Origin of the sequence: Ochrobactrum quorumnocens, assembly GCF_002278035.1 — a bacterium.
Classification (GTDB): Bacteria; Pseudomonadota; Alphaproteobacteria; order Rhizobiales; family Rhizobiaceae; genus Brucella; species Brucella quorumnocens.
In genome coordinates, this window is the sequence record NZ_CP022605.1 from 990,141 (window position 1) to 1,004,495 (window position 14,355).

Sequence of the window (14,355 nt, forward strand, 5' to 3'; positions counted from 1 at the left end):
GCTGTCCAATGCGTAGTTAGAATGAACTATGCAAAGAACGCATGAGGTGGTGATGGAGCTGGCTTGGCTCGAAGACTTCCTGGAAATTGTTGCCACACGAAACTTTTCCACGGCGGCTGCTTCGCGAAATATCTCTCAACCTGCGTTTAGTCGACGCATTCGATCACTTGAAACATGGGTGGGGGCAGACCTTCTGGATCGAAGCACCTACCCCGTTCATCTAACAAGCGCAGGCAATTTATTTGTACCGCGCTGTCAGGAACTCGTCCGCGATATGTATCGACTGCGGACTGACTGCCGCAATGTCGCAGGTGCAAGCTCGCAGCTTCTTACATTCACGGCGCTTCATACCTTGGCGATCTATTTTTTCCCCGACTGGATCCGACAGTCGCAGCAACCCGATTCACCCGTGCGCAGCAGCATGCATACCGCCGATTTTCTTGAATGCATCGAGCATCTTTCGTCTGGTAAATGCAATTTCGCGATTACATATGATCACCCCGATGGTCCGCCGGTTCTCGAGGCGGGGCCATTCGAATCCGTGCAGATTGGAAAGGATCGCCTCATCCTTGTTTCGGGATTGGATGCAAGCGGTAAGCCTCTTTACGAGCTGGAAGTGCCGGAAGGTACTAGAATCCCTTATCTGTCGTATTCGTGGAACGATGGCTATCTGGGCAAGCTAATATCGCTTATCCAGTCGCGCCGACGGCAGCCGCTAAATTTGAGTACTGTTTATCAGTCCTCGCTTGCAGTTAGTCTTAAGCAGATGGCAATAGCAGGTCACGGGGTCGCGTGGTTGCCGCAAATATGCGTTCAAAAGGCAATAAGACAGAACGAACTAATTCAGATCGGCGGACAACAAATGTCGCTGGAAATGGAGATCAGAATATTCCGGCGTGCTGGTGCAAAAAATCGTGACGTTGAAGCATTTTGGGATTATCTGGCGCGAAATCAGAGCAATGCTCGCAGCATTATAGACCCGGTGCTCAGTTTGCGCTGAACCACGGCGATTTATCGTCATGCGAAAAGAGATACGCCAATGCAAAGTTTGCATAACGTCGGTTAATTCATCCAATGACTGCGGGATGATCACGCAAAGCGGGATCATCAGTTCGCTTCGATAAGTAAGAGATCGGAAAAACGTCACCCACGTACAAAGCTTGGCCTGTTGACAGCAAACGGTCGGAGAGCATTAGATATCGTCAAAATGCGAGCCAATCGCCAGGGGAACTAGTTTTGACCAAGCAATCAACAACCAGTCTATCTCTTCCTGAAAATGTCATACTTTCTGTTGAAAATCTCGAAGTCTGCTTTGCGCCACATGCTGCACATCCTGTACGGGCGGTCAAAGATGTATCGCTGCAGATCAGTCATGGGGAAACACTCGCGCTGGTGGGTGAATCTGGTTCCGGAAAGTCCGTTACTGCTATGACGATTATGCGATTGACTGAATATGACGGCGCAAAAATTACCAGCGGCCGCATCGTTATGCGATTAAAGGATGGCTCGATCTGTGATCTGACCAAACTTCCCGAAAAGCGTATCGAGGCGTTGCGCGGTTACGAGGTCTCGATCGTCTTCCAAGATCCAATGTCCAGTCTAAATCCCGTCTTCACTGTCGCTGACCAAATAACAGAAGCCGTTATTAGACACCAAAAAAAATCACCGCGCGAAGCGAGACAAATTGCGCTCAGCGTTCTTAAAACGGTCCGGGTTCCCGACGCCGAGCGCCGACTTGACCAATTTCCACATCAACTCTCAGGTGGCATGCGCCAGCGCGTCATGATCGCTATGGCATTAGCTTGCAGACCGTCACTGATGATTCTTGACGAGCCCACCACTGCACTTGATGTGACCATCCAGGCACAGATACTCGATCTTGTTCGGGCGCTCCAAAACGAGATCGGAATGGCTGTTCTGTTTATAACTCATGATATGGGGGTCGTTGCCGAAATCGCTGACCGAGTGTGCGTTATGCGTCAGGGGGAGATCGTGGAAACCGGAGCGGTCAAAGACATCTTCAACAATCCAAAGCATCCTTATACGCGGGCCCTTATCTCGGCTGTGCCCCGATTGGGGAGTATGGCAGACAAGGAGAGTCCGGAAAAATTCCCACTCCTTATCTATGAAACTGACAGCCTCGTGGAGGGAGCGGTCTAATGATTGGCGTTCCGCAGCATAAAGGTGCCAAAACCCCGCTGATTGAAGTTCGTGATCTGGTAATCCGCTTTGACCTAAAGGGAGGACTATTGGGTCGAACGACGGGCCGGGTGCATGCGGTAGAGCAAGTTACGTTCAATGTCTTTTCTGGCGAAACGCTGGCACTTGTCGGCGAATCTGGTTGCGGTAAGTCCACAGTGGCCCGCTGTATTATGCAACTTGACCGACCGCAATCGGGATCAATCCGTTATGATGGAACCGAACTTGTTGGAGCTGCGAAATCCACGCTTGCACGGTTTCGCAGAGAAGCTCAAATGGTGTTTCAGGACCCCTTCTCCTCGCTCAATCCCCGCATGACGATTGCGCGAGCTCTGATGGATCCCATGCGCGTACATCGAGTTGGAGGAACAGTGGAATTGCGTAAGCGGGCTGCTGACCTTCTGGCAAAAGTCCATCTCTCTCCTGAGCATCTTGATCGTTACCCGCACGCTTTTTCGGGGGGGCAGCGCCAGCGCATTTGTATCGCACGTGCCCTTGCTCTTAATCCTCGCCTTATTATTGCCGATGAGGCGGTCGCTTCCTTGGATGTGACCGTGCAAGCTCAGGTCATTAATTTGCTGATGGATCTTCAACGAGAGATGGGCATAGGCATACTATTCATAAGTCACGATATGGCTGTGGTAGAACGCGTCGCGCATCGCGTCGCTGTCATGTATTTGGGGGAAATAGTTGAAATCGGGGACCGCCGTTCTGTTTTCAACAACCCCCAGCATCCATACACAAGGAAGCTTCTTTCCAGCGTTCCCGTTGCTGATCCCTCTCAACGTCCTATTGGGCGTTCACCAATGTCAGACGAAATACCTAGTGCAGTCCGAGCGCTGGATTTCGAACCGATTCAACTCCCGATGGTTCAGATCGGACCGGCGCATTATGTTCGACAGTTCCACGGATAGTCTTGATGCAGCAGATTTATAAGACACAGCATAAAATGCGGACAACCCTAATTGGCACGTGAGAACACAAGTAATTTCCGTGGGTGACTGTGTTGCTAGTTTTCAACAATTTTTATTGTTCTTCGCGCTTGAGAGGAGAATGCGATCCATGCGCAAAGTGCAGACTTAGTGCTGGGATCAACATTATCGGGATCGAAATAGTCACGTGGCCGCGCATGCGGAGGGCTTTGCATCAGCAAGCGAGCAGTCACTCCAACAGAAATTCGCTGAGCACACTATAGTGGGGGCCCGCGGTAAGCCACGCTCCCTACCAACCGAATTTTGTAACCGAAGGTGCGCTGTAGTTGACCCTATGCAGGGTCAAGCATATGAGACTTAACCTGACGAGAAATTCGTTCTTCGAGATCCGTGTTTATTTGTTCATTGTTACCTATTCTATCAATAAGTAAAACTGTGATCATTAATCGTAGTTTGTATTGTGTTTATTTTGACATATTAAATGTGTCACTCTAAACAGAACAAGCAAACTATTTCCATCCGGCTGAATCCGGTGAATATTTTGTGCTTGACGTCTGCAAGGCTTGGGTCAGACTGCCACATCAATTAAGGTTCAGCCGGACATTATGCCAAAACTGCTGCTTAAGCTCCTTCCTGACCTAATAGCAGCCGTTTGTGGATTGCTATTTTTCCCTTGGATATTGGGTGCCCCAGGGCATCCTTCCCTCTTAGTTGAATTAGGCTGGACGATCGGTATTGTCACGATCGTGTTCTATCTTGTCACTTACCAGATCGTGAAGTCGTCAGACCGGATCGGTGTTCTTAATAGGCCTGCTATCCGTACCCTTCTCGATCGCTTGTTGCTTATAGTCGCCTTTGGGTTGGTGCCAGTGATAGTCATTGCAGTCTTGCTGATTGTTTGCAGCTGAAATAACCCGCACATGACGCTTTTTTCAGGTCCGCCGCGATGACGAGTTGCCGATTAACGTTCTGCAAACTAACGTTAGCGATGAAACTGTATGTCCCGTGACTGACACCGCGCGAATACGCGTTTTTTTGAATAAGAGGTACCCCGCCGCGTTGTCGCTCATCAGATACGCCGTGCGATCACGAAGGATGCGAAGTTAGGTATAGGGTGACAGTCGAAGGCATGAGTGCAATCATTAAAATGATCGCGCGCGCCCGTTAATTTTGAATCCGGGATCGAACCAGATAGGAGCATCTAAACCATCAAGCGATAGGTCAACGATAGCACCACACGAATTTGCCCGTCTGGCGTTCCAGACAGAAGCGCGAACTGCATACGAATTTTTGCCGCGCAGCGGATGGCAAACCATGGACAACCGTCCCTTGATGGTTTTATGGTGGACCTCTGAACTGATATTGGCAGCATAACGAAAAGCGTTTTTGATGCGCCAAAGATCTGAATAAGTGTGTCGACCACAAGACCTGGCATCGGGGCTTGGCAATATCTTTAAAGCCGTTATCGTTTCAGCAAAAGGGCCCCGCAGGCAGTTCCATGATCTAAATAAAGTCAAACCCTATACAGAACGATCAGGCTTTTTAATGCACTGGCAATTGAGTTTGGGTTTGAAGTACATTGAGCGTTGGCAGAATGTCAGAATATACGAGAGACACTCAATCAGATATGTCATCAAACGGAGGCCCACCCACGGACCCCCGGTCTTATTCGTCTTCAATAACTATTGTTAGAGGTAACGACTGCGCTCACGCTCAATCTCGTCCACAGTATAGGGGTCAGCTTCAGCATCAAAGCGCCGCCAGCCTTCCTCATTGTAGATTCTCCGGCGTTCAACCAAATTGACACGATTTGCGCTCGAGAGAATGCCATCTGCTTCAGTATACCGTTCGTCAGGTACTTTAGCTGTTACGACCGTGCCGCCGCGCCTTACGCCTTCAGCATATAGGTGAGCATCTTCCTCAGGAACGCCAGCTTCAGTAAAGGCGCCGATAAGGCCACCTGCAGCGCCGCCTACAACAGCACCGCCCACCGCTCCCGCAAGTGTTGCGGCAAGCCAGCCAGCCGCTACCACTGGCCCCACGCCTGGGATTGCCATAATGCCTAGGCCAGCCAACAATCCACCAGCGCCGCCGACAGCCGCGCCAATCCCTGCACCAACACCGGCGCCTTCTGCCGCATTGGTTTCTTTGTCGCTATGATGCGAAACAATGCTAATGTCGGAAGATGGAATTCCTGCTGTTTCTAATTCCGCTACTGCAGCTTTGGCTGCTGCATAGTCGTCATATAGACCTGTAACAGTCTTCATTTCACTCACCCTATTCTTTATCTACTAGTATTTAGCTCGCAGGCTACATCGCCTTTTTCGTTACGCTTCCCTGATAATCGAGCTGAACCGACAGTTTTTCAGTCCCCTTCATAGCGGAGGCCTCCCAAATACCGTCAGCTGTGAGTTTCAGTTCCGTAACGTCTGAATACCCAGCCTTTTCAAAGCGTTCTTTGGCTTGATCTTCTGTAAAACTGTTTTCACCCTTAACAGGAGCAGACGGGTTGTTATTTTCCGGCGTTGCCACTGCGGGTGTCTCCGGAGTTTTCGCATCTTGGGAGAATGCCATAGAGGAGACGAGGACAACCGCACCTGTGAGAGCTATCGTTCTTATATCCATTGTTTTTCTCCTTACTGAATGATCCGTTGTGTCGATACCATGAGAACGTCCCAGTGTTCGTTGAGTTCCGTTTGAGATTTAATATGAAGTCAATCTAATTTAGGATACTTGCTCAGATCCATCTGAGAAAAAGGCTATACTTCACCGTCTGAAGCGGTCGCTAATCACGAATTTGATCGATCAGGATAGGGTTCCTGGGGTAGCTTTCTGTTCGGATTACCAGGAGTGTTCGATTGCTCATGTGTAGGCTCCTGGTGATGATCTTTTGGTTCGATCGAGGAAGGGTCAACTGCTTGATGGTCTCGATGAAGTGCGGGATCTGACCACGGACTTTTCTTTTTATCCATTTTATTCCCCTAGAGTTTGTGAACCCCGCCGAAGCGGGGTTCGTGGGTTTAGGCGGCTTTTAGATTAATCTTGGTCTCCGCCAGCTTGGTCAAATCTTCATCGGTTTGACCCTCTTCCTGGAGAGTGGTGTCAAGCAGCTTTACTATGTCCTTGTGTCCCAGTTCAGTGGCCCAGCGCTTCAGCGTGCCATAGCGTGTGATTTCGTAATGTTCCACCGCTTGCGCAGAAGAGATAAGCCCGGCATCAAGAGCTTTTGTTCCCTTGAATTCTTCAATAATCTCTTCGCCCTCTGAAATAATGCCCTCAATTGCATCGCAGGTCTTGCCCTGAGCGCGTTTTCCAAGGATCTCAAATACTTGCTGCAGCCGTTCGATGTGTTCCTGAGTTTGCTCTTTGTGCTTTTCAAAAGCCGCCTTAAGTTCTGGAGCCGCTGCGGCTCTTGCCATTTTCGGCAATGTCTTAACGATTTTGCGTTCGGCGTAGTAAATATCCTTGAGCGTGTCATAAAACAGATCGTCGAGTGTTTTTTCTTTCGAACTTGCCATTGTGGTCTCCTTTGGTGTAGACCCCGCATACAGAGTCAACGTTCATGGATGCCCTTGGTTCCTCCGATAAAGCCTGCAATTTGAATTTGTCCAAGCGCTCGTAACTAACTTTTTTTGAGAACTAAGCTCCAAAATAGTGATGATTGCTCGTCAATATCGTTGTTCGGCGCAGGCGTATCAATTCTGCATTAAGCCTGGTTTTGTCCTGGGAAGCTTGCCGCCACGTTCGGAGTTTGTGGGTTGTGTGCCGAATGATCGGCTTCGCCTTTAGATGAACAGACTGCAACACGCCGTTTCTTTTGTGGTCGGTATCGCAAAAACATTATACGCATACGGCCAAGACCGCGGGACATGGTGGTTTTCGAAAGGGCTTCGAGGAGAATCTCGTTCTCCGACGTCTTGCGACCGAGGATGTGCTCAAGCTAGCGCACTCGATCTTCCAGCTTCTTCACCTCGTAATTGCCGATTATCGGCTCATCGGAACCCACTGTTACAGCCCCTCCCCCGTTCAGGAGCCTACGCCAGCGATACAGAAGATTTTGCGCAACTCCATGCCGCCGAGCCGCAGAGGAAACGGTCACCCCGGAGCATAGCTTTCCTCGATGATCTGCAGTTTGCGTTCGGTTGTCCAGCTGCGCCGCCGGACGTCAGGTCACCCTGTTGAAACTCGTTAGCCATAAGCTTATCCTCAAGCCTGTGCTTGGGCCTTTCTGCTTATGCTAAGTGTCCGGTCAAAAATGGGGGCAGTTCATCGACAAAGCATTCTAGGAATTCTTGCCATTTTCTGCAGATCGCCATGCGTCGCCATCGCAAGTAATGGCGTTCCGCGCAAGATTGGCGTTGAAAAAGCAGGGCGATTCTAGCTGGAGCGGAGGCCATAAACACGATCCTGAAAATCACTGGCATAGATAAGATGATCGAAATCCTGCAGGTCAAATATCTCAACAATATTCTTGAACAGGTCATCGTTTCATCAAGCAGATTATAAAACACACCATGGGCTTCATGGCTTTTCACAGTGCAGAGACAACAATTGCTGGCATTGAAGGGGCTCATATGATCCGAAAGAATCAATTCGCGAATGACTATCGGTCACCATTTCAAGACTTTGCGGAACTCGCAGGTACTGCACTGTCGTGAACGGCGGGAATTCCTTCGGCAACTGCGCCCATTGGCAGCCTGTTGTCGCTATATACTGGATCGCATTCCACAATGTACGTGGATCATGCTCGCGCGGACGTCCGACCTTGCTCATCGGCTGCAAAAGCGGCGCGACGACAGACCATTCATCGTCGGTGCAGTCGCTTGCATAGCGTAAGCCTCGTCTGCCATAGTCGCGACGGGCGGTTTCAGTCCAGGCCATGTGATCCTCCGTAGTCTTGGTAAACCACAGAGAATCATAAACAACTGAAATCACTCAAATTAATTTACGGTTAGTCTCTAAGATGTGAGTAAATGTTATTTATAAAACGTATTGAATTGATAATATTTAAATTCAAAGAATACGGTTTCATTTATATATGGATTTAGCGTGTCTAATGGTGTTTTCGTGTGGACGATGCTTCTTTCACTTCCAGAAGAACGATAATTTCCGGTTATCAATGTATTAATTTCACGACAGTAGAGCTTTTTGCATCAGGCGAGCGCCTCGTTCACACCGTGATCTCGGCCGTTCCGCCGCACTTCCATTGCAGCCCGCCTGCCGCCCTCTATCGGATACGGCGAGGTGAAGTTGGTTGGTTGAAGCCAGTTCCCACCCCGCCGATTGATGATCTGCCCTGATTAGACGACTTGGGTCACTATGCAGTCGTATCGGAATAATGGGCTTTAGACGAAGTCACACTGACATGCGTTTCAATTATTGCCACCTGCTCAGCGATCTTAACGGGATCGTGTATCCCACGCTCAAATTCGCGGATGATGGCTCGCGCCACCCTGTCCTTGTCTTCATGGCCAGTAAGGCATCGATCGAGTAAAACGCAGCATTCTTCATATGCTTTTTGTAGAATGACTAATTCTGCGGGGCGGAAAGTTCCTTGATACTGTGCGTTTCGAAAAGGCATTGATATCACCTCCTATCCAAACCATAGTTAAACAAATGTTAACGGATTGGGCAAGTGAAGCAAGTGACTCTGTGCCCCAATTATGGAAGTTGTTAAGCAGTTTTATCTTCGCGGCACAGATATTTGATCATTCGTCTTCGAGGCGTTGCTGTCGAGCAAGATTGTGAGCGATTAAGAAAAGATAATGTTCACGATCCGCGCGGTGGTGAGACGGTGGTTTGCTGCTGATCGTCGCGAGTTGTTCGTAATCGGCAACGCCGAAGGAGCTAGATGGGCTAGTAAAACTTCCGCATCTCTTACCAGATTGGAGAGAACATGACCGACTTTCTAGAAATCAAAGCCGCTCAGACTTATGCGCTCGGCAAAGAAACTGAAAATCCCGTCGTTCAAAGTTGACGCTTCCTCTTTGAAGCCAAGGCGCTTGTGTCGCTAGGTGACAAGAGTGAAGGACACCAGAAACAAAATGCGCAGCGCTAGAGAAAAGCACGAAGCCTAAGTAGAAGGCAAAATTAGATGACGCATCGACAAAGACACGTAGGCGGCGAGTGTCGAGCTATATCGGATATGAGTCTTCACTCCAAATCCCAGCTAGAACCGGAGCCTTAAGGGCCGCTTGGAGTGGGCGATGGTTCCGATTAAACTTGCGTTATGCAAGCCTCAACGTCGCGTAGTGCTTTCCGACAGTGGTGATAAATCCCGCTATTGCGGCTACGATCCTACTCGGGGTACTGAACCGCGTGTTCGTGCAGTGCTCTAGGCTTACCACATGTCGGCGCTTGCATATTCAGCTTGGCAGCCAAAATGGGCAACCAATGTTGGCTTTAGACCATTTGTCCCAAACGTTCGCAAAGCGAGCATGAGGAAAGGCTTGACGGTCTTTGTAAAATGATGCGTCGGCATAAAGCAGCTTGGTTCTCAACAATTCCATCATGAAATTGAGAAGCAAATGCTTTCGTTTCGTGAGAAGATCGACAACCGGCGTAATGATGTCGGATTCAGTGAATTCGCCTGCTCTATATGGCAGGTCGAAAACTCTTACCCGTACAAGGTGCTTCATGATCGGATCTGGAATGAGTCTCCAAACAGATCCGCCCCGCTCATTATAAAACGGCTGGGTATGTTGATGGTTGTCGATGACAGCTTCGCAACATGCAAGAATATTGTTGACGATGTCGGAAAATACATCGGTCACTACCGAAGTGTGAGTGCTATTCGGCAAACTAAGAACAAGATTTGACCATCCATGCTTTCGTAGAAGTAGGGAAATCTGAAATTCATCAAAAATTTCGTTTTGTTCTTTAATCATCGATACATGCGCGCGGCGAATGGTCGTTTCAATTTAACTCTTTCCGCGCTTCTCCAGTCATTGCTGTCATTTGATCAGACTCGTTCATTGCTGTCGAGCCAAGGAGAAAAATTATGCCTCACATACGTTTCTTCGAAGGGGTTGACTGGAAACCCTACCGTAAGTCACGCTTATAAGGCTAGTTGGCGGGGTTGTGACAACCTTGCGCAGCTTCTCGGGTTGCTAGCAACAAGGCCTTGCGGCTAAGAAACGGATGAAGAGCGAGAAAAACGGCGCTCCATAAGGGCGCAGGCGTGTCAGCCAAATGAAATCGGCTGTCGGATAATATCGGCAGTTGAATTAATTGCTCCCTTTCGAACAATTGATATGAAAGCCAGCCAAATAAATGACGAGGTGGCAACACATGAATGCGCACCCAGCGAATTTTTGCTACCGCTGCCGCCACGCACTAAATCCAGCCTAAAGTAATCATGAGGTCAGTCTGGATTGTTAGGATCCCGTGACTTCCCAGATCCCGTGGAGAGCGCTACCTAAGGGGCCATCTGTACGAATTCATCCTTCCAATATTCAAACAAAGCTATGAGAAAATTACCATTTTACAGATAAGCAAGGGATTCTCATTGTACGCAATCCGCCACGACCCTGCTCCTACTGAGTTATTGCCAATGTTCCAAAGTTTCAAGCATTGTGGCCGTTTCAATCTGTTCGCTGTAGCGATCATGAAAGACTGTCATGAGCGCATCATGGGTTTGATCAACGGAACTGCAAATGGCATCTGTAACGATAACGACTCTAAACCCGCGATCAACCGCGCCAACAATAGTACCGAGTACACAGACGTCTGTTTCACCCCCAGTAATGACTAATGAGTCTATCCCCGATCCTCCCAACATCTCATCAAGCTTTCCCTCACTCCACGGCGAGTAAACATGCTTGTCGAGAACCTTGGCTGGTGGAGAGAAAACTGATAAATTGGGCATCAGCTCTATCAAATCAGGATCAAGGTTCTCCAAGGTCACATTTCTCCATCTTCGGTAGTAGTTTTTCCACATACCTCTGCCTTCCCCTATTCGCCTAGCCGGTATGAAACGCGTGAAGATTGTTCGCTCGGGTTTTTTCGCAGATAGCTTTTCTATGTTGGGTAAGACTTTCTGTGTCCAAGGAATTGCCCAAGGCCCTCCGGGGGCAAAAAGACGTTGCATGTCCACGCATAAATGGAGGCAACTATTGCCCAGCGGACCATGTATTAAACCATCTACAGGCATATCCACCCTTCTAGGCCGAGAGCACCGAAATTGGGACCATTACCATGAACAGTGGGGGAGGGCCCTCAGCGTTGCCACTCCCGATGGTTCACGGAACGTTTGTTGATATCAATACCGATAATCCCATAACTGTTATGTTTCAAAAAGGTTCACGCAACTCCATAGGAATTTTCGTGATTAATTTAGGTACGATCACAAAGGTCCGTCTTGTTGCGGCTAGCGTTTCTGCGCGAGTCGTTTTTAGCATCCGGATAACCATCGTTTTTGAGGTCCGCAGCAGCATCGAAAGCATTCTTTATGCGACCATTAACTCACATTCCTCAGATCAGTTATCTGCGACCTAATAAGCCCTCGAAAAGGTCAGCTCTTTGAGAGCCTATTCCAAAATGTGAAGAGTGATTTCAGCAGGTTATGACTCCATCTGATTTCTGAAATACGATGGAGATCACGATGCCCTAGACCGAAATCACTCGCCATCATTGGCCTTGCAGGGTAAGCCTTTGCCAACCTGTCGTATCGCCAGAGTAACGAATATCCTTGGCATCCGTGATATACGCCGTGTGCGTAACGCTGTGCGTCGTGATTTTTACCACCGCGCTTTGAATGTACACAGGTTCGCGGCTCATGTTTGTTAGGAAGCAGTGCGCGCCAATCGTTCGCCCTTCTCCACGATGTATAACTACGCCGTGTGGACGAATTGACTCAGGTATAAGTTTTCCGGTTCCAGACTTTCACTCGACGTGATTCACATATTGCTGACGTGATTTGGAGGTCAGTAATGTGCACCAAGATGACAGAAAATGACTATGAACTGGCACTTGAGGTTTTTCGGACTTGTCTGCCAGCCGTTGGCGCGAAAGCTAAAAATGACCGCCTATTCCTTGAGGCGTTGCATTATTTCACCCTTCACAACATCTCATGGCGGGCTTTGCCTGAGCGGTTTGGTAACTGGAACAGCGTATGGAAGCGTTTTGACCGTTTAGGTAAAGCAGGTGTTTTCGAGGACTATTTTTCCATTTTGGCTGGGCTTGATGAAAGCGCTCATCTTATCGCTATGTTCGACAGCACCGTCATTCGCGCCCATGTATCTGCAGCAGGCGCTAAAGGGGGCAGGAAGGTCAAGCGCTCGGCCGGTCTCGTGGAGGGTTCGGAACCAAAATCCATCTGAAAACCGACCGAAATGGTCAGCCCCTTGGCTTTGAACTGACCGGAGGCGAAGCCTCCGATAGCAAACAGTTTGAAAGCCTCATGGACACGGGCCCTCAAGTCAGGCACCGCGCTATCATTGCTGACAAAGGCTATGATAGCGACGTTAATCGAGAGATTGCGCGAAAGGCTGGCGCTATCCCTGTGATCCCTTACAGATCAAACAGGCGTAATATTCCGAAGCATTTTGCCACGGCGCTTTATCGAGGTCGCGCACGTATCGAACAAATGATGGGGAAGCTCAAACGGTTCAAACGTGTCGCATTACGCTGCGAGAAAACAGCAAGAAACTTCCGATCCATCGTCGCAATCGCTTCTGCTTTCATCTTAATCAAATCCGTCCACACGGCCTAGCATGGGAGTGGTCTGAGGGATGTTACTCCCCACGAAAATAAGCAGGTAAACAGACCAAATTGTCAATGTGCCAATGCTGGAAAAAGCTGCGACTATTGGCGCATTTTGCTATAAAAACGTGAGCAAAGGAGAGACGCTTTCAATAATGTATTATCGATTCCAAAACCAGTCCCGATAGTCATTGTTGCAAGAACAAATTTACAGACTTCAAATCTAATCGGCGCATTCTGTCGGATGTTTCAGTGGAACGACGGCCTTTACAGCGGACCGGTATAACAGTGGCTGCATAAAAGCGACACTGCAACTTGGTACCATCCCAGATCAAAACAACGACACAGGAATCCGTGCGCGTAATTTAATATCAGTACCAAGAACTCGGTATCTATGAGTAGCGTGAACCACTCAGAAATAACCTTTGTCGATGCCTATCACTTATGTAAGTCGCCTTGACCGCGCCATTCAAATGGGAAGCGTCGAAGTGTATCCGACTTTTTAACGGGCGAAGCCAGCAATAGAGCAATTTTGCTGCATCATCGTATCACATCCCATCGATGACTAAATACCGAAGCGCATTTTCGTTCAGGTGAAAGATTGCGAGAGCTTTCCTGCGTTGCAACTCCATGACTTTACTTTATGAGATTGACGCAGCAAATGCGTTATGATCCTCGCGTGTGGTCTCTCACTTTGTTGTCTAACTTTCGCGCAGAGGTTGATCTGTTCCATTTAACAGAAAAGACAATTAATTGGGTGTAACCCGGAGATTAAAAAGAAACTTGCTAGTCGCCATGTATATCTCCTGCTATTTTATGAGCCGAACCGATTTCTACGGGGACCAGCTGTAATCACTCCCCAAAGCTATCTGCCAGGGTAAGGGTTCTTCGCCATTAAAGTTGCTAGGTGCACAGCATTACGAGTTAGCATGTCAACGGCATTGGAAACCACCTCAGGCACTTCGGTCAAGTCGACAAAGTCGGTACTACCCATAGCCTCACCGACCCAATAACTCACGGCATTCGCAGCTATGGTGAAGCCGACGTCATTTAACGCCTGATAAACCTCGGCAGATACATGATGTGCACCATCTTCGTTGCCGACAACCGCTACGGCGGCCACCCTTCCGTAAGATAACATGCGACCTTGGTCATCTGTTTCGTTTAGAAATGCGTCCATTCGTTCTAAAGCCCGCTTTAGGAAACTACTAGGCTGACCCAGCCAGATTGGTGTTCCTACCACAAGGATGTTAGCGGCTAGAATTTTTTGCCTAATTGTAGGCCATTCGTCGCCATCTCCTTCATTGGAGGAGACACCAGGTTTGATTTGGTAGTCAGCGAGACGAATAATTTCAGTTTCAACTCCCGCTCGCGCCATTGCCTCCGAGATTAGATGCAGCATACATTCCGTCGATGAAGGATTACCGCCCGAGTTTTTCAAAGTAGCGTTAAGTGCGATCGCCTTCAATTTCATGGGCTGGCTCCTTTCGTCGTGACTGCTAACGCCTATACTATTGCTTTG

Annotated in this window: 11 protein-coding genes and 4 pseudogenes; 5 read left to right on the plus strand and 10 right to left on the minus strand. The window is 48.8% G+C overall.

The annotated features are described in order from the left end of the window. Positions 1 to 52: 52 nt before the first annotated feature. Positions 53 to 1,000, plus strand: a complete 948-nt coding sequence (locus CES85_RS26795; protein ID WP_280523400.1) for a LysR substrate-binding domain-containing protein — start codon at positions 53 to 55, stop codon at positions 998 to 1,000. A gap of 236 nt (positions 1,001 to 1,236) precedes the next feature. Then, positions 1,237 to 3,113: pseudogene (locus tag CES85_RS28385) on the plus strand (ABC transporter ATP-binding protein). Between the two features lie 1,706 nt (positions 3,114 to 4,819). Here the strand turns inward: CES85_RS28385 and CES85_RS26820 are convergent. The 4 genes and pseudogenes from CES85_RS26820 to CES85_RS26835 form a co-directional block, all read right to left on the minus strand. Continuing rightward, a complete protein-coding gene (locus tag CES85_RS26820) occupies positions 4,820 to 5,398 on the minus strand; it encodes a general stress protein (protein WP_095448784.1) in 579 nt (192 codons plus the stop codon). 43 nt (positions 5,399 to 5,441) lie between these two features. Further along, a complete protein-coding gene (locus CES85_RS26825; protein ID WP_095448785.1) occupies positions 5,442 to 5,756 on the minus strand; it encodes a hypothetical protein in 315 nt (104 codons plus the stop codon). A 395-nt stretch (positions 5,757 to 6,151) separates the two neighbouring features. Then, complete coding sequence (locus CES85_RS26830) at positions 6,152 to 6,649, minus strand: YciE/YciF ferroxidase family protein (RefSeq protein WP_095448786.1); 498 nt, start codon at positions 6,647 to 6,649, stop codon at positions 6,152 to 6,154. A 359-nt stretch (positions 6,650 to 7,008) separates the two neighbouring features. After that, a pseudogene (locus CES85_RS26835) lies at positions 7,009 to 7,298 on the minus strand (transposase); the annotation flags it as partial. Positions 7,299 to 7,452: 154 nt separating this feature from the next. Here CES85_RS26835 and CES85_RS27360 point away from each other — a divergent pair. Next, a pseudogene (locus CES85_RS27360) lies at positions 7,453 to 7,789 on the plus strand (DDE-type integrase/transposase/recombinase); the annotation flags it as partial. Here CES85_RS27360 and CES85_RS26840 read toward each other — a convergent pair. From CES85_RS26840 to CES85_RS26855, 5 genes and pseudogenes are all read right to left on the minus strand, one after another. Continuing rightward, a pseudogene (locus CES85_RS26840) lies at positions 7,776 to 8,012 on the minus strand (transposase); the annotation flags it as partial. The pseudogenes CES85_RS27360 and CES85_RS26840 sit on opposite strands and share 14 nt — an antisense overlap. 436 nt (positions 8,013 to 8,448) lie before the next feature. Next, positions 8,449 to 8,712 carry a hypothetical protein gene (locus CES85_RS26845; protein WP_095448789.1) on the minus strand — a complete coding sequence of 88 codons (264 nt, stop codon included), beginning with the start codon at positions 8,710 to 8,712 and terminating at the stop codon, positions 8,449 to 8,451. Positions 8,713 to 9,496: 784 nt separating this feature from the next. After that, positions 9,497 to 10,018, minus strand: coding sequence for a hypothetical protein (locus CES85_RS26850; RefSeq protein ID WP_095448790.1), 522 nt, complete (start codon positions 10,016 to 10,018; stop codon positions 9,497 to 9,499). Between the two features lie 178 nt (positions 10,019 to 10,196). Then, positions 10,197 to 10,463: a hypothetical protein gene (locus CES85_RS27365; protein ID WP_157743547.1), complete on the minus strand. Its 267-nt coding sequence runs from the start codon at positions 10,461 to 10,463 to the stop codon at positions 10,197 to 10,199. A 211-nt stretch (positions 10,464 to 10,674) separates the two neighbouring features. Then, positions 10,675 to 11,283 (minus strand): cysteine hydrolase family protein, encoded by a 609-nt coding sequence (locus CES85_RS26855; protein WP_095448791.1) that lies wholly within the window; start codon positions 11,281 to 11,283, stop codon positions 10,675 to 10,677. A gap of 778 nt (positions 11,284 to 12,061) precedes the next feature. Here CES85_RS26855 and CES85_RS26865 point away from each other — a divergent pair. Further along, positions 12,062 to 12,451, plus strand: coding sequence for a transposase (locus tag CES85_RS26865; RefSeq protein WP_095444932.1), 390 nt, complete (start codon positions 12,062 to 12,064; stop codon positions 12,449 to 12,451). Next, positions 12,448 to 12,843, plus strand: coding sequence for an IS5 family transposase (locus tag CES85_RS26870; protein WP_235889509.1), 396 nt, complete (start codon positions 12,448 to 12,450; stop codon positions 12,841 to 12,843). Before CES85_RS26865 ends, CES85_RS26870 begins: the two co-directional genes overlap by 4 nt. A gap of 855 nt (positions 12,844 to 13,698) precedes the next feature. On the opposite strand, the gene CES85_RS26875 is transcribed toward CES85_RS26870, so the two are convergent. After that, positions 13,699 to 14,307, minus strand: a complete 609-nt coding sequence (locus CES85_RS26875; RefSeq protein ID WP_095448793.1) for a flavodoxin family protein — start codon at positions 14,305 to 14,307, stop codon at positions 13,699 to 13,701. Between the last annotated feature and the right edge of the window lie 48 nt (positions 14,308 to 14,355).

Bases quoted from the DNA above. Each gene is read 5' to 3' on its own strand.
- CES85_RS26795 (WP_280523400.1), top strand. From the start codon at position 53: ATGGAGCTGGCTTGGCTCGAAGACTTCCTGGAAATTGTTGCCACACGA.
- CES85_RS26820 (WP_095448784.1), bottom strand. From the start codon at position 5,398: ATGAAGACTGTTACAGGTCTATATGACGACTATGCAGCAGCCAAAGCT.
- CES85_RS26825 (WP_095448785.1), bottom strand. From the start codon at position 5,756: ATGGATATAAGAACGATAGCTCTCACAGGTGCGGTTGTCCTCGTCTCC.
- CES85_RS26830 (WP_095448786.1), bottom strand. From the start codon at position 6,649: ATGGCAAGTTCGAAAGAAAAAACACTCGACGATCTGTTTTATGACACG.
- CES85_RS26845 (WP_095448789.1), bottom strand. From the start codon at position 8,712: ATGCCTTTTCGAAACGCACAGTATCAAGGAACTTTCCGCCCCGCAGAA.
- CES85_RS26850 (WP_095448790.1), bottom strand. From the start codon at position 10,018: ATGATTAAAGAACAAAACGAAATTTTTGATGAATTTCAGATTTCCCTA.
- CES85_RS26855 (WP_095448791.1), bottom strand. From the start codon at position 11,283: ATGCCTGTAGATGGTTTAATACATGGTCCGCTGGGCAATAGTTGCCTC.
- CES85_RS26865 (WP_095444932.1), top strand. From the start codon at position 12,062: ATGTGCACCAAGATGACAGAAAATGACTATGAACTGGCACTTGAGGTT.
- CES85_RS26875 (WP_095448793.1), bottom strand. From the start codon at position 14,307: ATGAAATTGAAGGCGATCGCACTTAACGCTACTTTGAAAAACTCGGGC.